The 19,588-nt window shown below is 60.5% G+C and carries 18 protein-coding genes; 14 read left to right on the top strand and 4 right to left on the bottom strand.

The window, feature by feature from the left end:
* Nucleotide 1: 1 nt before the first annotated feature.
* From JYU29_RS06950 to JYU29_RS06930, 5 genes are all read left to right on the top strand, one after another.
* On the top strand, nt 2–640 hold the full coding sequence (locus JYU29_RS06950; protein ID WP_213983948.1) for an SGNH/GDSL hydrolase family protein: 639 nt from the start codon (nt 2–4) through the stop codon (nt 638–640).
* A gap of 10 nt (nt 641–650) precedes the next feature.
* Entirely contained in the window at nt 651–2,114 is a 1,464-nt protein-coding gene (gene lpdA / locus JYU29_RS06945) for a dihydrolipoyl dehydrogenase (RefSeq protein WP_213983947.1), read from the top strand.
* A gap of 139 nt (nt 2,115–2,253) precedes the next feature.
* Nucleotides 2,254–2,511: a GlsB/YeaQ/YmgE family stress response membrane protein gene (locus JYU29_RS06940; protein WP_213983946.1), complete on the top strand. Its 258-nt coding sequence runs from the start codon at nt 2,254–2,256 to the stop codon at nt 2,509–2,511.
* 140 nt (nt 2,512–2,651) lie between these two features.
* Nucleotides 2,652–3,626 (top strand): lipoyl synthase, encoded by a 975-nt coding sequence (gene lipA, locus JYU29_RS06935; RefSeq protein WP_213983945.1) that lies wholly within the window; start codon nt 2,652–2,654, stop codon nt 3,624–3,626.
* Entirely contained in the window at nt 3,626–4,081 is a 456-nt protein-coding gene (locus JYU29_RS06930) for a type II toxin-antitoxin system RatA family toxin (protein ID WP_213983944.1), read from the top strand. The genes lipA and JYU29_RS06930 overlap by 1 nt, the downstream gene beginning before the upstream one ends.
* 6 nt (nt 4,082–4,087) lie before the next feature.
* On the opposite strand, the gene JYU29_RS06925 is transcribed toward JYU29_RS06930, so the two are convergent.
* Together JYU29_RS06925 and JYU29_RS06920 are read right to left on the bottom strand one after the other, a co-directional pair.
* On the bottom strand, nt 4,088–4,579 hold the full coding sequence (locus JYU29_RS06925; protein WP_213983943.1) for a CinA family protein: 492 nt from the start codon (nt 4,577–4,579) through the stop codon (nt 4,088–4,090).
* A complete protein-coding gene (locus JYU29_RS06920) occupies nt 4,576–5,769 on the bottom strand; it encodes a bifunctional 2-C-methyl-D-erythritol 4-phosphate cytidylyltransferase/2-C-methyl-D-erythritol 2,4-cyclodiphosphate synthase (RefSeq protein WP_213984307.1) in 1,194 nt (397 codons plus the stop codon). The genes JYU29_RS06925 and JYU29_RS06920 overlap by 4 nt, the downstream gene beginning before the upstream one ends.
* A 146-nt stretch (nt 5,770–5,915) precedes the next feature.
* On the opposite strand from JYU29_RS06920, the gene dusB reads away from it, so the two are divergent.
* From dusB to hflX, 9 genes are all read left to right on the top strand, one after another.
* Nucleotides 5,916–6,911, top strand: a complete 996-nt coding sequence (gene dusB, locus JYU29_RS06915; RefSeq protein WP_213983942.1) for a tRNA dihydrouridine synthase DusB — start codon at nt 5,916–5,918, stop codon at nt 6,909–6,911.
* Nucleotides 6,908–8,056, top strand: a complete 1,149-nt coding sequence (locus JYU29_RS06910; RefSeq protein ID WP_213983941.1) for a two-component system sensor histidine kinase NtrB — start codon at nt 6,908–6,910, stop codon at nt 8,054–8,056. Before dusB ends, JYU29_RS06910 begins: the two co-directional genes overlap by 4 nt.
* The gene (gene ntrC / locus JYU29_RS06905; RefSeq protein ID WP_213983940.1) at nt 8,053–9,507 is read left to right on the top strand and encodes a nitrogen regulation protein NR(I); all 1,455 of its coding nucleotides are present in this window, start codon (nt 8,053–8,055) and stop codon (nt 9,505–9,507) included. The genes JYU29_RS06910 and ntrC overlap by 4 nt, the downstream gene beginning before the upstream one ends.
* Nucleotides 9,508–9,623: 116 nt before the next feature.
* Complete coding sequence (locus JYU29_RS06900; protein WP_213983939.1) at nt 9,624–11,897, top strand: sensor histidine kinase NtrY-like; 2,274 nt, start codon at nt 9,624–9,626, stop codon at nt 11,895–11,897.
* Nucleotides 11,887–13,251 (top strand): nitrogen assimilation response regulator NtrX, encoded by a 1,365-nt coding sequence (gene ntrX, locus JYU29_RS06895; RefSeq protein ID WP_213983938.1) that lies wholly within the window; start codon nt 11,887–11,889, stop codon nt 13,249–13,251. The genes JYU29_RS06900 and ntrX overlap by 11 nt, the downstream gene beginning before the upstream one ends.
* A gap of 19 nt (nt 13,252–13,270) precedes the next feature.
* Nucleotides 13,271–14,647 (top strand): Trk system potassium transporter TrkA, encoded by a 1,377-nt coding sequence (gene trkA / locus JYU29_RS06890; RefSeq protein WP_213983937.1) that lies wholly within the window; start codon nt 13,271–13,273, stop codon nt 14,645–14,647.
* Nucleotides 14,648–14,658: 11 nt separating this feature from the next.
* A complete protein-coding gene (locus tag JYU29_RS06885; protein WP_213983936.1) occupies nt 14,659–15,519 on the top strand; it encodes a D-amino-acid transaminase in 861 nt (286 codons plus the stop codon).
* A 117-nt stretch (nt 15,520–15,636) separates the two neighbouring features.
* Nucleotides 15,637–15,885, top strand: coding sequence for an RNA chaperone Hfq (gene hfq / locus JYU29_RS06880; RefSeq protein ID WP_213983935.1), 249 nt, complete (start codon nt 15,637–15,639; stop codon nt 15,883–15,885).
* A gap of 18 nt (nt 15,886–15,903) precedes the next feature.
* Nucleotides 15,904–17,250 (top strand): GTPase HflX, encoded by a 1,347-nt coding sequence (hflX, locus tag JYU29_RS06875; protein ID WP_213984306.1) that lies wholly within the window; start codon nt 15,904–15,906, stop codon nt 17,248–17,250.
* On the opposite strand, the gene mazG is transcribed toward hflX, so the two are convergent.
* Together mazG and JYU29_RS06865 are read right to left on the bottom strand one after the other, a co-directional pair.
* Nucleotides 17,233–18,072: a nucleoside triphosphate pyrophosphohydrolase gene (mazG, locus tag JYU29_RS06870; RefSeq protein ID WP_213983934.1), complete on the bottom strand. Its 840-nt coding sequence runs from the start codon at nt 18,070–18,072 to the stop codon at nt 17,233–17,235. The genes hflX and mazG overlap by 18 nt on opposite strands.
* A gap of 196 nt (nt 18,073–18,268) precedes the next feature.
* Nucleotides 18,269–19,474 carry an ABC transporter substrate-binding protein gene (locus JYU29_RS06865; RefSeq protein WP_213983933.1) on the bottom strand — a complete coding sequence of 402 codons (1,206 nt, stop codon included), beginning with the start codon at nt 19,472–19,474 and terminating at the stop codon, nt 18,269–18,271.
* Between the last annotated feature and the right edge of the window lie 114 nt (nt 19,475–19,588).

Raw genomic sequence — 19,588 nt, 5'->3', positions numbered from 1 at the left:
CATGAAGACGGCGCTTTGTTATGGCGATTCGCTGACTTGGGGTTACGACCCCGAAGGCAGCGGTCGCCACGCCCATGAGGATCGCTGGACGAGCGTTCTTCAGGCGGCTCTCGGCGATCAGGCGGCGATCATAGCCGAAGGCCTGAACGGCCGCACCACGGTGTGGGACGATCACCTCGCTCCCGCCGACCGGAACGGCGCACGCATCCTGCCTTCCGTCTTGTCCACGCATGCACCGCTCGATCTGGTGATCTTTATGCTTGGCACAAACGACATGAAGCCGTTGATCTGCGGCAAGGCACATGGCGCTCGCCAGGGCATGGAACGGCTGATCGAGATCGTTCGCTATCATGCCTATCCGATGGCTGCGGATGCGCCTGACATCCTGATCGTGGCGCCGCCGGTGATCTGCGAAACGGCCGATCCGGACTTTGCCGCGATCTTTGCCGGCTCGATTGACGAGTCGCATATGCTCGCGCCGCTTTATGCCGACCTGGCCGACCAACTCGGATGCGGCTTTTTCGATGCGGGCGCGGTGGCGAAGACATCGCCGCTCGACGGCATCCATCTCGATGCCGCCAATACAAAAGCGATCGGCAGGGGCCTTGAGCCGATCGTCAGAATGATGCTTGGACTTTAAGGAGACGGTGATGGCCGACACAACCTATGACGTGATCATCATCGGCTCGGGTCCTGGCGGTTATGTCGCCGCCGTGCGCGCGGCTCAGCTCGGTCTCAAGACCGCGATCGTGGAGCGCGAGCATCTTGGCGGCATCTGCCTGAACTGGGGTTGCATACCGACCAAGGCGCTCCTGCGCTCGGCAGAGGTGATGCATTACGCCCAGCATCCGGAAGCTTACGGGCTCAAGATCGACGGCCAGGTGTCTGCCGATGTGGATGCCGTGGTGAAACGTTCGCGCGGCGTTTCGCTGCGCCTGAACGGCGGCGTCGGCTTCCTCATGAAGAAGAACAAGGTCGACGTGATCTGGGGTGAAGCCAAGATCACCAAGGCAGCCAAGGGTGAAGCGCCGGGCGAGATCGTCGTCGGTAAATCAACCAAGAAAGCCATGGAGCCGCAGCCGCCAGCGCCGAAGGGCACGCTGGGCGAGGGCACCTACAAGGCCAAGAACATCATCATCGCAACCGGCGCGCGGCCGCGCGTTCTGCCCGGCATCGAACCGGATGGCGACAAGATCTGGACCTACTTCGAAGCCATGGTTCCCAAGGCTTTGCCGAAGTCTCTGATTGTCATGGGTTCGGGTGCGATCGGCATCGAGTTCGCCTCCTTCTACCGCACCATGGGTGCGGATGTGACGGTCGTCGAGCTTCTGCCGCAGGTCATGCCGGTGGAAGACGCCGAGATTTCCAAGTTCGCGCAGAAACAGCTGGAGAAGCAGGGGCTGAAGTTCCTTCTTGAAGCCAAGGTTGCCAAGGTCGAGAAAACGGCCGACGGCGTGGTTGCGCATATCGAAACAAAGGACGGCAAGACCCAGCAGCTGAAGGCGGACAAGCTGATTTCCGCTGTCGGCGTACAGGGCAACTTCGAGAATCTGGGCCTGGAAGCGCTAGGCATCGAACTCGACCGCGGTATCATCAAGACCGACGGCAAGGGCACGACCAATGTCCCGGGCATTCACGCCATCGGCGATGTTGCCGGTGCTCCGATGCTGGCGCACAAGGCCGAGCATGAAGGCGTCACCTGCATCGAGAAGATTGCGGGTCTGCATGTTCATGCCCTCGACAAAGGCAAAATCCCCGGCTGCACCTACTGCCAGCCGCAGGTCGCATCAGTGGGTCTGACGGAAGCAAAGGCCAAGGAAACGGGTCGCGAGATTCGCGTTGGTCGCTTTTCCTTCGCAGCTAACGGCAAGGCCATCGCACTGGGCGAGGATCAGGGTCTGGTGAAGACGATCTTCGATGCCAAGACCGGCGAGTTGCTCGGCGCGCATATGGTGGGTGCGGAAGTCACCGAACTCATCCAGGGCTTCGTGGTGGCGATGAACCTCGAAACCACCGAGGAAGAGCTGATGCATACGATCTTCCCGCATCCAACTTTGTCCGAAATGATGAAGGAAAGCGTGCTTGACGCCTATGGTTGGGCGCTGAACGCCTGATCCATCGGGCCATCTTCATAGAACGCGTCCCTGTCGTGGAACCAAAGTACAGCTAAGAACGTTTCCGACCCGGAATGGCTTTCGCCGTTCCTCGGAAGCGCACGGGGTATTTTGCGCTGGCAATCAAAAGGAGCGGGATATGGAAATGAATGGCGTAGGTTGGCTCGCAGCCATCATCATCGGTGGCTTGGCCGGTTGGCTGGCCGAAAAGGTCATGAAGAGCGACATGGGTCTCTTCATGAACATCATTCTGGGCATCATCGGTGCGGTCGTGCTGAACGCGATCCTCGTTGCTCTCAACATCGGCATCCTCGGCGTCGGCTGGATCGCGTACCTGATCACGGGCTTCATCGGCGCATGTTTGCTGATCTGGATTGGCCGCCTGGTCCGCCGCTAGATCCACTCTTTCTGCAAGGCAGATCCCCGTTCGCGCTCACCGGCGCGGGCGGGGTTTTCTTTTGTATTCAGTCGTCTTACATGCGGGGAGAGGGTTGCGCTGCACTCGGCGGCGACCCGGACACTTCGAATGGGGATGACATGGTCACCGTTCTCGACACCGTTCAGCGCCCCCGCCTGCGCCATCCCGAAAAGGCGCATCGTCCCGATCAGGACGTGGCGCGCAAGCCGGACTGGATTCGCGTGAAGGCGCCCACATCGAGAGGCTACGCCGAAACGCGCTCGATCGTGAAAGAGAACAAACTCGTCACGGTCTGCGAAGAGGCTGGCTGCCCGAACATTGGCGAATGCTGGGAAAAGAAGCACGCTACCTTCATGATCATGGGCGAGATCTGCACACGCGCCTGTGCCTTCTGCAATGTTTCCACTGGACGCCCGCTCGCACTCGATCCATTTGAACCGGCCAATGTGGCCAAGGCGGTTCAGCAGATGGGGCTGGCGCATGTGGTGATCACTTCGGTCGATCGCGACGATCTGGCGGATGGCGGCGCGCAGCATTTCGCGGAAGTTATCCACGCCATTCGCGAACGCACACCACAGACCACCATCGAGATCCTGACGCCCGATTTCCTGCGCAAAGACGGCGCTCTCGAAGTCGTGGTTGCCGCTCGCCCCGACGTGTTCAACCATAACCTCGAAACCGTGCCGTCCAACTATCTCACCGTGCGGCCAGGCGCGCGTTACTTCCACTCCATCCGCCTGCTGCAGCGGGTGAAGGAGCTTGATCCATCCATCTTCACGAAGTCCGGCATCATGGTCGGCCTGGGCGAAGAGCGGAATGAAGTGCTTCAGCTCATGGACGATCTGCGCAGCGCAGAGGTCGATTTCATGACGATCGGCCAGTACCTGCAGCCGACGAAGAAGCACCATCCCGTGAAGGCATTCGTGACGCCTGACGAGTTCAAGTCTTACGAGACGGTCGCGCTGTCGAAAGGCTTCCTGGTTGTCGCGTCGAGCCCGCTGACGCGCTCCTCTCATCACGCCGGCGAAGATTTTGCGCGGCTGCGTCTGGCGCGTGAAGCGCAATTGAAAGCTGCCGCAGTAACCGCCGCCTGATGCCTCAGTTCCAGACCACAAGGCATGTCCGCCATGCGCCGGACAAGATGTTTGCGCTTGTTGCGGATGTCGAACAGTATCCCCAGTTCCTGCCGCTTTGCGAAGCGCTGAGCGTTCGTTCCAAGCGAGAACGCGATGGCTTGACCGTGCTCGTTGCGGATATGAGCGTCGGCTACAAGGCGATACGCGAGACGTTCACGAGCCAGGTCGTTCTCAAGCCTGCCGAGAACGTCATCGACGTGAAGTATATGGATGGCCCGTTCCGTTACCTGACCAACCAGTGGAAGTTCGTGCCGACCGAGGATGGTGGAACGGACATCCAGTTCTTCATCGACTACGAGTTCAAGAGCCGCATTCTCGGTGCGATGATGGGCGCGATGTTCGATCGCGCCTTTCGTATGTTCTCCGAAGCGTTCGAGAAGCGGGCCGACGTCATCTACGGTCGGCCAGCCTAAACGGCGTCAGGCGCCGCGAAGCGCCTCGACACCATACTGAAGCGCGGTGCGGGCAGCTTCACGCCGGATGAACTCGCGTCCATTGTCTTCGAAGATGCGCTTGATCGCCATCGGCTTGCGGCCTTCCACGGCGATGCCGAACCAGACGAGACCAACGGGCTTGTCGTCCGTGCCGCCTTCGGGACCGGCGATTCCAGATGTCGACAAAGCGATTCCCGCCTTGGAGTGCTCCAAGGCACCAGCAGCCATTTCGATGGCAGCTTGCTGGGAGACAGCGCCGAACTGCTCCAGAGTGTCCGCGGAAACACCGAGCATCTCGACCTTGGCTGCGTTGGAATAGGTTACGAAGCCACGATCCACGACGGCTGATGCACCAGGCACGTCTGTCAGCATCGTGGCGATGAGGCCGCCGGTGCAGGATTCAGCGGTGGCCGCCATCACACGGCGCTCCCAGCAACCCTTCAGAAACTCCACAACCAGATCGGTGTCTTCGCTCATTCTTCCAGGCTCCCGGGATAAACAACAGATGCGGTGGCGATGGCGGCAATGCCCTCGGAGCGGCCGATAAAGCCGAGCCGCTCGTTTGTGGTGGCTTTCACGGACACGCGTTTTGGATCGATTCCGAGCATCGCGGCCATGGCCGTCACCATAGCATGACGGTTTGGACCGACTTTCGGTTCCTCGCAGATCAGGGTCACGTCAGCATTGGCGATCCGTCCGCCATTCTCGCGAACGATCTTGGCGGCATGCTCCACGAAGATTTTGGAGGATGCGCCGCGCCACTGCGGATCAGACGGGGGAAAGTGCGTACCGATGTCACCTGCACCGCAGGTGGCCAGCAAGGCGTCGGTGAGGGCATGGAGACCGACATCCGCGTCGGAGTGGCCTGACAGCTTCTTATGATGCGGGATCGACACGCCGCAGAGCCAGACAGCATCACCTGCCTCAAAAGAATGAACGTCATAGCCGTTGCCGGTGCGCACATCGGGGAAGGTGGCTGATATTTGCAGCCGCTGGTCTGCCATTGCGATGTCTCTCGCCCAAGTCAGTTTGATGTTGTCGACGGCGCCCGGCACGATCCGCACCGCAACGCCTGCCCAAGCTGCGATGGCAGCGTCATCGGTGAAGGCATCGAGGCCCTCTTCGGCTGCCAGACGATGCGCATAGCGGATGCGCTGGTAGTTGAAGGCCTGAGGCGTTTGTGCGGCATGCAGATCCTCACGCGGAACTGTTTCCAGAACGTTGAGATCCTCATCAGCCCGTTTGATCGTGTCGGACACAGGTAACGCGGGAAGAACGGCTTCAGCGCCGTTCAAGGCGGCCGCTACGCGTGAGATCAGACCTGCATCCACAAAGGGGCGGGCGGCGTCATGGATCATGACGAATTTCGGAAAGCCTTCAGCTAAAGCCTCGAGCGCCAGCCGCGTCGAGGCTTGGCGGGTTGCTCCACCGTGAACGAAGGTGACGCGGTCCGCATGATCCTGCGTGGCGGCGTGGAACAAGCTTTCGTCATCGGGATGAATGGCAACGATGATCTTTCCCACTGCGGGATGATCCGTGAACGCTTCAAGCGTACAAGCGATGACAGGTTTACCGCCTACCATGCGATACTGCTTCGGGCCTTCTGCCTGTCCAGCCCGCTCACCACGTCCGGCTGCGAGAATGATAACCGGGATATCCGAAGGCATGTCGTTCAGGACGCTCACCTCAAAGACCTGCCGCTCTTGAACAGGTCACATCAGCAAAGCTGCACGGATTGCAAGCAGCACCATTGCGAGTGGCGGCAAAGCTGGTTAGAGAACAAGCATTCCACGCCATTGCTTGGTTTTTGAGCATGACCGAGTTGAACATTCTAGCGGCACCTCTGACGATCGGCTCAGCGATCGTGCGCAATCGCGTGTTTCTGGCTCCGATGTCGGGAATCACCGACGAGCCGTTGCGGCAGCGCGCCTTTGATCATGGCGCGGGACTTGTGGTGGCCGAGATGGTTGCCAGCGGCGAACTCGTCAAGGGCCATGAGGATTCCCGCAGACGCCTACGCCATTCCGGCTTGCCCGTCCACATGATCCAGCTCGCCGGTCGTGAAGCCGGCGCCATGGCCGAAGCGGCAAAGGTCGCAGCAGGCGAGGGCGCCGATATCATCGACATCAACATGGGATGCCCGGCGAAGAAGGTGACAGGCGGTTATTGCGGCTCGGCGCTCATGCGCAACCTCGATCACGCCGTGTCCCTGATCGACGCGGTTGTCGCTGCGGTTTCCGTTCCTGTGACGGTGAAGATGCGGCTTGGTTGGGACGACGACTCGCGCAACGCACCTGAACTCGCCGCTCGCGCCGAGCAATCGGGTGTGTCGATGGTGACGGTGCACGGACGCACCCGCTGCCAGTTCTACAAGGGTGCGGCCGATTGGAGCGCCGTGGCTGCCGTGAAAGCGGCCGTGTCTCTGCCAGTTGTCGTCAATGGCGACATCGAATCTCTAGCCGATGCACAGGCTGCCCTCACAGCTTCGGGCGCCGATGCTGTCATGATGGGCCGCGCCCATTACGGAGCGCCTTGGTCAGCCGGTGCTGTTGCCAGCGGCATGGACACAAAGCCGGCCGACCTCGCCAGCTACGTCGTGTTCCATTACGAGGATATGTTGAGCCTTTATGGACGTGAAAGCGGACTTCGGCAGGCGCGCAAGCATCTCGGCTGGTATCTCGACCGGCACGTTCCGCATCTTTCCCAAGCACGCAAGGCGGCGATCATGACCAGTCTGGATCCCGCCGCCGTTATCCGCGAACTGCGTTCGGCTTTCTCGCCTTCACCCGATCTGGAGATGGTCGCATGAGTTTCGACCCTTCGAGCGCGGCCGCTCCTGCGAACATCGTTCTGAACACGATCCGGCGCCCCGTGATCATGGTGGATGGTGAGGGGCTGATCAGCTTCGCCAATGCCGAAGCCGAGGATTTCTTCCGCTCGAGCGCAGCCGTTCTCGCCAAGAACTCGCTCGACAAACTGCTTCCTTTCGGCAGTCCCTTACTGACCCTTGTTGATCAGGTCCGCGAACGCAATGCGCCCGTCAACGAATACCGCGTCGATGTTTCCAGCCCACGCCTGGGCTTGGAAAAGCTGGTCGACGTCTATGTCGCGCCTGTACCCGAGATCGTTGGCTCCGTGGTGGTGATGCTGCAGGAGCGCTCCATGGCCGACAAGATCGAGCGCCAGATGACGCATCGCAGTGCTGCGCGTTCGGTGACGGGACTGGCAGCGATGCTCGCGCATGAGATCAAGAACCCGCTGTCCGGCATCCGCGGCGCGGCCCAGCTTCTTGAAACCGCCGTGTCCGACGAAGACAGATCGCTCACAAGGCTGATCACCGAGGAAACCGACCGCATCGTGTCGCTGGTTGATCGTATGGAAGTCTTTTCCGACGAGCGTCCGATCGAGCGTCAGCCGGTCAACATCCATGTCGTTTTTGACCGGGTAAAAGCGATCGCGGCAAACGGCTTTGCGCGACGCATCAAGATCAACGAGATCTACGATCCCAGCCTGCCGCCGGTTTATGCCAATCGCGACCAGCTGGTGCAGATCTTCCTGAACCTCGTGAAGAACGCAGCCGAAGCGATCGGCAACAATCCGCATGGCGAAATTACGCTGACCACCGCCTTTCGGCCCGGCATCCGGGTCATGGCACCTGGTTCCAGGGACCGCGTTTCCTTGCCGCTGGAATTCTGCGTCATCGACAATGGACCGGGCGTGTCCGAAGACATTTTGCCGATCCTGTTTGATCCGTTCATCACCACCAAGACTAATGGCTCCGGCCTGGGACTGGCGCTCGTCGCCAAGCTCGTGGGCGAGCATGGTGGCGTGATCGAATGTGATTCCACACCGCGCGGCACTTCCTTCCGCATCCTGATGCCTGCCTGGAAAGACGACCATGGCCGGCATCCCTCCTCTTCCTCCTCCTCCTCCGACGGATACCAAGCAAAATGACAGTCAAAGGCAGCATCCTGATCGCCGATGACGATGCCGCGATTCGCACTGTGCTCAACCAGGCGCTGTCGCGCGTCGGCCATGATGTGCGCGTGACCTCCAACGCCACAACGCTTTGGCGCTGGGTCTCGGCGGGCGATGGTGATCTCGTTATCACGGATGTCGTGATGCCGGACGAGAACGCCTTCGACATGCTGCCGCGCATCAAGAAGGCACGCCCGGATCTGCCGGTCGTCGTGATGAGCGCACAGAACACGTTCATGACTGCGATCCGCGCCTCCGAATCCGGCGCTTACGAGTATCTGCCCAAGCCTTTCGACCTCACCGAACTGCTCAACATCGTCAATCGCGCGCTGTCGGAGCCGAAGAAGCCGCGCCATGATCGCAATCTGGAAGAGCAGCCGGATTCGATGCCGCTCGTCGGGCGCTCGCCTGCCATGCAGGACATCTACCGCATGCTTGCGCGCATGATGCAGACAGATCTCACCGTGATGATCTCGGGCGAATCTGGAACCGGCAAGGAGCTGGTGGCGCGCGCCCTGCATGAATATGGCCGCCGTCGCAACGGGCCGTTCGTTGCCATCAACATGGCGGCCATTCCGCGCGATCTGATCGAATCGGAATTGTTCGGCCACGAGAAGGGCGCGTTCACCGGAGCGCAGAACCGCTCGACGGGCCGCTTCGAACAAGCGGAAGGCGGCACGCTCTTTCTCGATGAAATCGGCGACATGCCGATGGAAGCCCAGACTCGGCTTCTGCGTGTGCTTCAGCAGGGCGAATACACGACGGTTGGTGGCCGCACGCCGATCAAGACGGATGTCCGCATCGTTGCCGCCACCAACAAGGATCTGCGCACGCTGATCAATCAGGGGCTTTTTCGCGAAGACCTGTTCTACCGCCTCAACGTCGTTCCGTTGCGGCTGCCGCCGCTCCGTGAACGCAGCGAAGACATTCCCGACCTCGTACGCCACTTCTTCAAGCAGGGCGAAGGCGAGGGGCTGCAGCAGAAGCGAATCACGCCTGCCGGCTACGACCTGATGAAGCGCTATCCTTGGCCGGGCAATGTACGCGAGCTTGAAAACCTGATCCGCCGGCTGGCAGCGCTTTACCCGCAGGACGAGATTGCAGCTGAAATCATCGAACAGGAGCTGCGCACCCGCGATACCGTCAGCGGCGGCGGCACCAGTGCCGGTCTGCCTGACGACCTTTCCATCGGCCAAGCCGTTGAAGTTTATCTGCAGCGCTACTTCGCGGAGTTCGGCACCGATCTTCCGCCACCCGGTCTGTACCAGCGGCTCCTTGCAGAGGTCGAATACCCGCTCGTTCTGGCGTCGATGACCGCCACACGCGGCAATCAGATCAAGGCGGCCGAGCTTCTCGGTCTCAACCGGAACACGCTGCGCAAGAAGATCCGCGAATTGGGCGTCAACGTTTATCGTGGCGGCCGCTGAGCACGGCGACACGCCAAAGCGCCTGTTGATGAACGCGCATCACACAGGCGTTTGTTGCAATCTCGCCACATTGCGTTGCATAAGTGCAACGGACTCGAGGGGTGATTTGCAACCATATGACTGCGCAGGCACCAGCCGCATCCGGTCCGCTGTTGAGGCAGACCTACACATCTGAAGGACGGCGCGTCAGCCTCCTGCCGGGCGTGATTGCCGTGGTTTGCGCGCTAGTCGTCGGCGGCATCTCCTTCACGATCCTCATGGGTTTGACGCCCATCGAGCCGAATGAAGAAGCGGTTCTGGCGCTGATCGGCGCCAATGCGCTTTCGGTCTTGGTTCTCTTCGGGCTGATCAGCCGCGAGATCTACCGCATCTATCGGGCACGGCGCGCGGGCAGGGCGGCTTCCCGCCTCCACGTCCGTATCGTCGCGATGTTCGCGCTGATCGCGGCCATTCCAGCGATTCTCGTCGCGGTGGTTGCCTCGATTTCGCTGGATGTCGGTCTCGATCGCTGGTTCGAGATCCGCACCAAGACGATCATCAACACGTCGCTGTCGATCGCCGAAGCCTATGTGCAGGAAAACGCCCGCAATCTGCAGGGCACGACCTTGTCCATGGCGCATGACCTCGACCAGTCGCGATCAGTTTATAATCTCGACCGCACCGGTTTTCGGGAACTCATGCAACGGCATGTGATCGGCCGCGCCTTGGCGGGTGCCGTGCTCATCCGCGCCGATGGATCGTTCGAGATGTCGGCCGACGCGCCGAACAACAATTTCGAGATCCCGCCGCCGCCGATTGAAGCCGTTCGAACGGCTGCAGACGGCAAGCCCGTGCTGATCCCGCCGCTACGCCAGAACATCGTCGGCGCCATCATTCGGCTGAAGGAGCTGCCGGATCTCTATCTCTACACGATCCGCCTGGTTGATCCCGAGGTCATCCGCGCTCGTCAGATCGTGCGGGCCAATGCCGATGCCTATCGAGATCTCGGCAACAACCGCCGCACAACGCAGATCGCGTTCGCTCTGATCTATATCGGGCTGACGCTGATCATCGTCCTGTCTGCCATCTGGACCGGTATTGCCGTGGCCGATCGTATTGTGCGGCCTATCCGTCAGTTGATCGGCGCGGCTGACAAGGTTGCGAGCGGCAACATGGATGCTGCCGTGCAGGTCCGCGCAACGGACGGCGACGTCGCCTCGCTCGGCGATACGTTCAACAAGATGGTCCAGGAGCTGAAATCGCAGCGCAACGAGATCCTCTCGGCGCGTGATGATGCGGAAGACCGCCGCCGCTTTTCCGAAGCCGTGCTTTCCGGTGTGACGGCGGGCGTGATCGGCGTCGATCCGAATGGAGAAATCCAGGTCGTAAATCGATCCGCCCTGACGATGCTGGCACTGCCGTTTTCGACGGCTATTGGCAAGAACCTGTCGGAAGTTCTGCCGCATGTCGGCGGCGTTCTGAACGCAGCGCGCGAGCTTGGACGCGCCGTTTACCGCGAACAGGTCACGTTCTTCCGCGCCGGCGCCGAGCGCACCTTCAACGTTCAGGTGACAATCGAGGAAAGCGGCGAAGAGAACGAACGCTCTTATGTCGTGACCGTCGATGACATCACCGATCTCGTGCAGGCGCAGCGCTCGTCGGCATGGGCCGATGTCGCGCGCCGTATCGCGCATGAGATCAAAAATCCTCTGACACCGATCCAGCTGTCCGCCGAGCGCATACGGCGCCGCTACGGCAAGGTCATCACGGAAGACCGCGAGGTGTTCGACCAGTGTACGGACACGATCATTCGCCAAGTCGGTGACATCGGCCGCATGGTCGATGAATTCTCGGCCTTTGCACGGATGCCCAAGCCCGAGCTGAAGCTCATCGACCTCCGGGAAGCGCTGCATGAAGCCTCGTTCCTGGTCGAGGTCAGCCGCTCGGAGATCAGCTTCGAACGAGACTTTGGCTCTGTTCCGCTGAAAGGGCAGTTCGATAGCCGTCTTCTCAGCCAAGCTTTCGGCAACATCATCAAGAACGCCGCTGAAGCGATCGAAGGTGCCGAGCGCACGGATGGTGTCATCCGGGTTGCGTCACGACGCGAAGGCGCAATGATCCAGGTCGATGTCATGGACAACGGCAAAGGTCTACCGCGCGAAAATCGCCAGCGCCTGCTCGAGCCCTACATGACCACGCGCGAGAAGGGCACCGGGCTCGGCTTGGCGATCGTCAAGAAGATCGTCGAGGACCATGGCGGCCACCTCGAACTGCACGATGCCCCAAAGGACTTCCATGAAGGCCGGGGCGCCCTGATCCGTATCGTTCTGCCGGCGGTGGATCAGGTCGACCGAAATGGAGCCGGCACCGCCCCGCAACCCGTAGCCGAGAAGGTGATTGATGGCCTCTGATATCCTCATCGTTGACGACGAAGCCGACATCCGCGACCTCGTTGCAGGCATTCTGGACGATGAAGGGCACGAGACCCGCACGGCCCATGATGCGGATAGTGCGCTTGCAGCCATCAACGACCGCGTGCCGCGGCTCGTTTTTCTCGATATCTGGATGCAGGGCTCGCGCCTGGACGGTCTAGAACTGCTCGCTGAGGTCAAGAAGCTGCATCCTGATCTGCCGATCGTGATGATCTCGGGTCACGGCAATGTGGAAACGGCCGTGTCCGCCATTCGCAGCGGCGCCTATGATTTCATCGAGAAGCCGTTCAAGGCGGACCGGCTGATCCTGATCGCTGAACGTGCGCTGGAGGCCTCCAAGCTGAAGCGAGAGGTGTCCGACCTCAAGAAGCGCAGCGGCGACAATTTTGATCTGATCGGCACCTCGGCTGCCATGAACCAGCTACGCCAGACGATCGAGCGGGTGTCGCCGACCAACAGCCGCATCATGATTCTGGGCCCCTCCGGTTCGGGCAAGGAGATGGTGGCGCGCGCCATTCATTCGCATTCGGCGCGCAAGAGCGGCCCCTTCGTTGCGCTGAGCGCAGCCTCGATCACGCCGGACCGCATGGAGATCGAGCTGTTCGGCACCGAATCGTCGGATGGCGGTGGGCGCAAGGTCGGCGCGCTGGAAGAAGCGCATCGCGGCATCCTCTACCTCGATGAAGTCGCCGACATGCCGCGCGAAACGCAGAACAAGATCCTGCGCGTGCTGGTGGATCAACAGTTCGAGCGCGTCGGTGGCACGAAGCGCGTGAAGGTCGATGTGCGTATCATTTCGTCCACGGCGCACAACCTCGATTCAATGACGGCGCAGGGTCGCTTTCGCGAGGATCTGTATCACCGCCTCGCCGTTGTTCCCGTTGTGGTGCCGGGTTTGGCGGAACGGCGTGAGGATATTCCGTTTCTCGTCGACAGCTTCATGCGCCAGACGGCGCGCAGTGCCGGCATCCGGCCGCGGCAGATTGGCAATGATGCGATGGCGGTGCTGCAGGCGCATAACTGGCCGGGCAATGTCCGTCAACTTCGCAACAATATCGAGCGTCTGCTGATTCTCTCGCGGGACGGCGACGAGAGCGCGCCGATCACCGCCGATCTGCTTCCGGCAGAAATCGGAGACATGATGCCCCGTGCGCCGAACCAGTCGGATCAGCACATCATGGCGCTGCCGCTACGCGAAGCCCGCGAGCATTTCGAGAAGGAATATCTTATCGCGCAGATCAACCGTTTTGGCGGCAATATCTCGCGTACCGCCGAGTTCATTGGTATGGAGCGTTCAGCGCTTCACCGGAAGCTCAAATCTCTCGGCGTCTAATTCCTGAACAGGGTCTGTCATGAAGGTCATTATCTGCGGTGCCGGCCAGGTCGGATACGGTATCGCGGAACGTCTGGCGGCCGAACGCAACGACGTTTCGGTTATCGACGTCTCGCCTGAACTGATCCGCAACGTCCGCGATACACTGGACGCAAAGGGCTTCGTCGGCCACGGCGCCCATCCCGATGTGCTGGCCCGGGCAGGCGCGCAGGATGCGGACATGATCGTAGCGGTCACGCTCTACGATGAAGTCAACATGGTCGCCTGTCAGGTGGCGCATTCGCTCTTCAACGTGCCCACCAAGATCGCCCGGGTGAGGGCGCAGTCTTACCTTCTTTCGCAGTACCAGGACCTGTTCGCACGCGAGCAGATGCCGATCGACGTGATCATTTCGCCCGAGCGCGAAGTCGCCGAACTCGTCTTGCGCCGCATTGCGTTGCCTGGCGCGAACGATGTCGTCCTATTCGCCGAAGGCGACATCGCGATGGTGGCGATTGAATGCCTGGACGAATGTCCGGTTATCAGCACGCCCCTGGCGCAACTGAGCGAACTGTTCCCCGATCTACTTTCCACGGTCGTCGCCATCAGCCGGGAAGGGCGCTTGTTTGTTCCGCGCTCGACTGATCAGTTGTTTGCCGGCGATCTTGCTTATGTCGTAACTGCCAAGGACCACGTGCGTCGGACACTCGGCCTGTTCGGGCACGACAAGCAGGAAGCGACCCGCATCGTCATTGCAGGCGGCGGGAATATCGGCCTGTATGTCGCGCAGACGCTTGAAAAGAAGCAAAGCCGAACGCGCGTCAAAATCATCGAAAGCGGCCGGGAACGCGCCGTCGCCATCGCCGACGAGCTACGCCGCACGGTTGTCCTGCACGGCAGCGCCCTTGACCAGAAGCTGCTCACGGAAGCTGATATCGACGACACGGATCTGATGGTCGCCCTGACCAATGACGATCAGGTCAATGTTCTGTCGAGCATCATGGCCAAGCGTCTCGGCTGCCGCTCCAACCTGACGCTGATCAACAATCCGTCGTTCCAGGAATTCACCCACACATTAGGCATCGACGCGCAGGTCAATCCACGATCCGTCACCATTTCTCGCGTGCTCCAGCATGTGCGTCGCGGCCGCATCCGCGCTGTGCACAGCATCGGACGCGGTGCTGCCGAGATCATCGAGGCTGAAGCGCTTGAAACCTCGCCGCTGGTTGGAACGGCCTTGCGGGATCTCCATCTGCCGGCCGGCATCCGCATCGGCGCCATTTACCGCAACGGCGCCGTGTTGCGGCCATCCGGCGACTTCCAGGTCAAGGCGAAGGACCGCGTTGTCATGTTCGCCTCGGCTGAAGGCGTCAAAAGCGCGGAGCAGATGTTCCGCGTCAGCCTCGAGTTCTTCTGAGGGAGGCCACCGTGCCAAGAATTGCTTACGTCAATGGCCGCTACACCGTCCACGCAGATGCAGCCGTGCATATCGAAGATCGCGGCTACCAATTCGCTGACGGCGTATACGAGGTTTGCGAGATCGCGCGGGGCCACATCATCGACAGTACCCGCCATCTTGAGCGGCTGGACCGATCGCTGCGTGAGCTGAAGATCGCTTCGCCCATGGCGCGTCAGCCGCTTCTGACCGTCATGCGCGAGGTCATCCGCCGCAACATGGTTGAAAACGGCCTCGTTTATCTCCAGGTCACACGCGGCGTCGCACCGCGCGATCATGCATTTCCTGCCAATACCAAGCCGAGCCTCGTTGTCACGGCGAAGCGCATCGATCCGGCCGGCGGCAACAAACGCGCCGAAAGCGGCATCAAGGTCATCACGGTCGCTGAAAACCGTTGGGAGCGCGTGGACATCAAGTCGGTTGGCTTGTTGCCCAATGTTCTGGCCAAGCAACAGGCCAAGGAAGCCGGCGCTCAAGAAGCGTGGTTCGTCGATCCGGACGGCACGGTGAAAGAGGGCGCTTCAACGAACGCCTGGATCATCACCAAGGACGGCGTTCTGGTTACTCGGCCGGCCGACTCGGGCATTCTGCGCGGCGTGACGCGCACAACGGTGCTCGACATCATCAAGAAGCATGGTCTTTCCGTTGAAGAACGGCCGTTCACCGTCGAAGAAGCCTATGATGCGCGTGAAGCATTCATCACCTCGGCGACGACGCTGGTGACGCCAGTGGTCACCATCAACGATCGCTCCATTGCCAACGGACACCCCGGTTCCATCGCCTCCTCGCTGCGTCAGGCGTTTTTTGACATTGCGGAAAAAATGAAGGCCTGATACCCGCAAAGAGGGGGAAGAAATGTTGCGCGCAGACTTGCGTAAGACCTTTCTTGTGTCGGCTTCTTCCAGGCCCCGGCATCATCCCCTCTACGAGACCGGCGAAAGATAAAAAGAATGGCCGAACGCGCACAAAATCTGCAGGATCTTTTCCTCAACTCGGTCCGCAAGACCAAGAATCCGCTCACGATCTTTCTGATCAACGGCGTCAAGCTGACAGGCGTCGTGACGTCTTTCGACAATTTCTGTGTTCTCTTGCGCCGCGACGGGCATTCGCAGCTCGTCTACAAGCATGCCATCTCCACCATCATGCCGAGCCAGCCGGTTCAGATGTTTGAAGGTGAAGAAGCAGGCCGGGACGCCTGATTGGCTGAATTGACCGGAATGGGCACTGAGCGCCCAGATCTCGAGCTCGGCGAGGGCGGTTCAACAGGACGCACCCTCGTCATCGTTCCCGTTCTCACGCGCCATCAGCGCAACGAGGACGAGCATAGCGGTCGGCCTCGTCTAGGTCGCTCTCCGGAAGCGCGTCTCGAAGAGGCCGTGGGTCTGGCGCAGGCCATCGACCTCGAACCCGTTTTCACCGACATTGTGATGCTGGCCGATCCCAAACCGGGCACGCTGCTCGGCTCAGGCAAAGTCGCCGAGATGGCCGAGATCGCGAAGGAAGCGAAAGCCAACCTCGCGATCATCGACCATCCGCTGACGCCGGTGCAGCAGCGCAATCTCGAAAAAGAACTGAACATCAAGGTTCTCGACCGAACGGGTCTGATCCTCGAAATCTTCGGACGTCGCGCGCGCACCAAGGAAGGTTCGCTTCAGGTCGAGCTTGCGCATCTGAACTATCAGCGCGGCAGGCTCGTTCGCAGCTGGACCCACCTTGAACGGCAGCGCGGTGGCGCGGGTTTCCTCGGTGGTCCCGGTGAAACCCAGATCGAGGCCGATCGCCGTCTCCTGCAAGACAAGATCATCAAGCTGAAGCGCGAGCTGGAAACGGTTCGTCGCACGCGCGACCTGCATCGTGCAAAGCGCCGTAAGGTGCCGTTTCCGATCGTCTCGATCGTCGGCTACACCAATGCCGGCAAATCCACGCTGTTCAACCGCCTGACGGGCGCCGGCGTTCTGGCCGAGAACATGCTGTTTGCGACGCTCGATCCGACGCTGCGGCGCGTGCAGCTGCCGCATGGCACCACGATCATCCTGTCGGACACCGTCGGCTTCATTTCCGATCTTCCAACCCATCTCGTCGCCGCGTTCCGCGCGACGCTTGAAGAAGTCGTGGAAGCGGATCTGGTGATCCATCTCCGCGACATTTCAGACCCGGATACGGCAGCACAAGCCGAGGATGTGGAGCAGATCCTTTCCGATCTCGGCATCGACGCGGAAGATGCCGAGCATGTCGTCGAAGTCTGGAACAAGGTCGACCTGATCGATGATGCGACCCGTGAGCAGCTTCTGCAAGCGACGGACGGACCGCCGATCTCGATCTCGGCCATTACAGGCGAGGGCATTCCGGCACTGGCGGAGCTGATAGAAACCCGCATTGCCGGCAAGCTGGCAAACATCGAGATCGTGCTTCATAACGACCAACTCGGCCTTCTAGACTGGATCTACCGCGGCGGCGATGTTGTCGAGCGCGAAGATCGCGAAGACGGCTCCGTGGCCCTCACGCTGCGCGCCACGCAAGCGCGCCGTACCGAGATCGAAGCGCGTTTAGGTGGCGCTGCCTGACGGAAGCGTCTTGGCTTTCTGCCAAAGCGCTTCCATCTCTTCCAGGTTGCTGTCCGCCAATGTACGGCCGTCTTCTTTCAACGCGTTTTCGATGGCGTGAAAGCGCGTCTTGAACTTGGCATTCGTGCCTTGCAAAGCGGCTTCCGCATCAAGGTCGAGGTGCCGGCCTAGGTTCACCAGCGAAAACAGCACATCGCCGAACTCGTCCGCCTTGGCAGCCGCGTCGTTCTGCCTGAGAGCCTCGCGAAACTCACCAATTTCTTCTTCGATCTTGGCCAGGATCGGTTCGGCTTCCGCCCAGTCAAAACCGACCTTCGCCGCTTTGCCTTGCAGCTTCAATGCCCGCGTGAGCGCCGGCATATTGACGGGAAGTGAGTCGAGATAACCCGCACCATGATCCTCGGCCGGTAAACCGCGGGCCAGGCGACGCGCACGCTTTTCGGCTTTCTCCTCAGCCTTGATGCGCTCCCACTGACCCTTCGCCATGCCGCCATCAGCAGCCCGCGCATCGCCGAAGACATGTGGGTGGCGACGGATCATCTTGGTCGTGACGGCCTCGACGACATCACCGAAGTCGAACGCGCCGGCTTCGCTTGCCATCTGGGCATGGTAGACAACCTGCAACAGGAGGTCACCGAGTTCGTCACGCAGATCATCGAGGTCATTGCGCTCGATCGCATCCGCGACCTCGTATGCTTCCTCGATCGTGTACGGCACGATGGACGCGAAATCCTGCTCCAGGTCCCAAGGGCAACCGGTTTCCGGCGTGCGCAGAGCGGTCATGATTTCGAGCAGGCGGGAAATGTCTTTGCTGGGCTTCATGCCCGATCGTAGCGCTTGCCTCGAAGGATCGGCAAGGATCGTCGGCAGCGGGAAGGGTCTATCCACATCAGATGGGTAGCGACTTCCCCATACAAGTGCAGCAATCTGGATCACATAAGATGGATTATGGAACAGAGTAATGAAGAGAGCCGTGACGATGCGGCGGGATATCCGTGATCCCGCCGCACGTGTCAGGTTACTTCACCAGCGGACAGCCGCTTTCGGCAGGCTTTGCAAAAGCCTGATCACCCGGCACTGTGGCCAGCACCGTGTAGTAGTCCCAAGGCACATCGCTCTCGCCGGGCTTCTTCACCTGCATGAGATACATGTCGTGGAACATGCGACCGTTCGCGCCGACCGTGCCGTTCTCAGCGAAGATGTCGTTGACCGGCATTTCATGCAGCGCCTTGGCGACCGTTTCCGTGTCGTCGCTCTTCGTCTTCTCCACGGCTTTCAGATACTGGAGCACAGCCGAGTATGTGCCGGCATGGATCATGTTCGGCATGGCATTGGTGCGTTCAAAGAAGCGCTTGCTGAACTTTTCGGTGTCCGGCGTCCGCTTCCAGTAGAAGCCTTCCGTCAGCACCAGACCTTGAGCGGTTTCTAAGCCCAAGCCGTGAACCTCGGCCAATGTCACCAGCAAGCCAGCCAAGCGCTGCCCGCTTTCCACGATGCCGAATTCCGAGGCTTGCTTGATGGCGTTGGCCGTATCAGTGCCGGCATTGGCCAAGCCGACGATCTTGGCGCCGGATGATTGCGCCTGCAGCAGGAAGGACGAGAAATCGCTGGTGCCGAGCGGATGGCGCGTAGCACCGACAACAGTGCCGCCGCTGGCTTTCACGAGATCGCCGGTTTGTTGCTCGAGCGAATGGCCGAAGGCGTAATCGGCCGTGATGAAGAACCAGCTGTCGCCGCCTTCCTTCACAAGCTGACCACCGGTACCGACAGCCAGCGCATGCGTGTCATAGGCCCAATGGAAGCCGTAGGGCGTGCATTGCTTGCCGGTCAGTTCCGCCGTGGCGGCGCCGGTGTTGATGGTGATCTTCTTCTTTTCGGCCGACAAGGCCTGCACGGCCAGACCGACCGAGGATGTGGTCAGATCCATGATCGTGTCGACCTGATCCAGATCATACCATTGCCGCGCGATGTTTGCGGCGATGTCTGCCTTGTTCTGGTGATCGGCGGAGACGATCTCGATCCGCTTACCAGCCACGATCCCACCGAAATCCTCGACCGCCATCTTGGCCGCTTCAACCGAGTTCTTGCCGCCGAAGTCGGCATAAACACCGGATTGGTCGTTCAGAATGCCGATTTTGACGACATCATCGGAAATTTCCTGCGCTAGAGCCGGACTTGCAGCGAAGAGCAAAGCCAGACCTGTCGCCAGAGCAGCACGTTTCATCAATTCCTCCCAAAATTGCAGCCATCAAGGATGGACGCACCGAACCTCCTTCAGCGCGTTCAAACAAACAATTGGCCAAACGTATGACGTCACTGCAACGGCAATGCTGTCAAG

Source organism: Tianweitania aestuarii (genome assembly GCF_018457165.1).
GTDB classification, from domain to species: domain Bacteria; phylum Pseudomonadota; class Alphaproteobacteria; order Rhizobiales; family Rhizobiaceae; genus Tianweitania; species Tianweitania aestuarii.
The sequence above is the reverse complement of the archived record's forward strand: the minus strand, read 5'-3'. Positions and strand labels throughout refer to the sequence as shown.

Coding starts and splice junctions, on each gene's coding strand:
- JYU29_RS06950 (WP_213983948.1), top strand. CDS start 2: ATGAAGACGGCGCTTTGTTATGGCGATTCGCTGACTTGGGGTTACGAC.
- lpdA (WP_213983947.1), top strand. CDS start 651: ATGGCCGACACAACCTATGACGTGATCATCATCGGCTCGGGTCCTGGC.
- JYU29_RS06940 (WP_213983946.1), top strand. CDS start 2,254: ATGGAAATGAATGGCGTAGGTTGGCTCGCAGCCATCATCATCGGTGGC.
- lipA (WP_213983945.1), top strand. CDS start 2,652: ATGGTCACCGTTCTCGACACCGTTCAGCGCCCCCGCCTGCGCCATCCC.
- JYU29_RS06930 (WP_213983944.1), top strand. CDS start 3,626: ATGCCTCAGTTCCAGACCACAAGGCATGTCCGCCATGCGCCGGACAAG.
- JYU29_RS06925 (WP_213983943.1), bottom strand. CDS start 4,579: ATGAGCGAAGACACCGATCTGGTTGTGGAGTTTCTGAAGGGTTGCTGG.
- JYU29_RS06920 (WP_213984307.1), bottom strand. CDS start 5,769: ATGCCTTCGGATATCCCGGTTATCATTCTCGCAGCCGGACGTGGTGAG.
- dusB (WP_213983942.1), top strand. CDS start 5,916: ATGACCGAGTTGAACATTCTAGCGGCACCTCTGACGATCGGCTCAGCG.
- JYU29_RS06910 (WP_213983941.1), top strand. CDS start 6,908: ATGAGTTTCGACCCTTCGAGCGCGGCCGCTCCTGCGAACATCGTTCTG.
- ntrC (WP_213983940.1), top strand. CDS start 8,053: ATGACAGTCAAAGGCAGCATCCTGATCGCCGATGACGATGCCGCGATT.
- JYU29_RS06900 (WP_213983939.1), top strand. CDS start 9,624: ATGACTGCGCAGGCACCAGCCGCATCCGGTCCGCTGTTGAGGCAGACC.
- ntrX (WP_213983938.1), top strand. CDS start 11,887: ATGGCCTCTGATATCCTCATCGTTGACGACGAAGCCGACATCCGCGAC.
- trkA (WP_213983937.1), top strand. CDS start 13,271: ATGAAGGTCATTATCTGCGGTGCCGGCCAGGTCGGATACGGTATCGCG.
- hfq (WP_213983935.1), top strand. CDS start 15,637: ATGGCCGAACGCGCACAAAATCTGCAGGATCTTTTCCTCAACTCGGTC.
- hflX (WP_213984306.1), top strand. CDS start 15,904: ATGGGCACTGAGCGCCCAGATCTCGAGCTCGGCGAGGGCGGTTCAACA.
- mazG (WP_213983934.1), bottom strand. CDS start 18,072: ATGAAGCCCAGCAAAGACATTTCCCGCCTGCTCGAAATCATGACCGCT.
- JYU29_RS06865 (WP_213983933.1), bottom strand. CDS start 19,474: ATGAAACGTGCTGCTCTGGCGACAGGTCTGGCTTTGCTCTTCGCTGCA.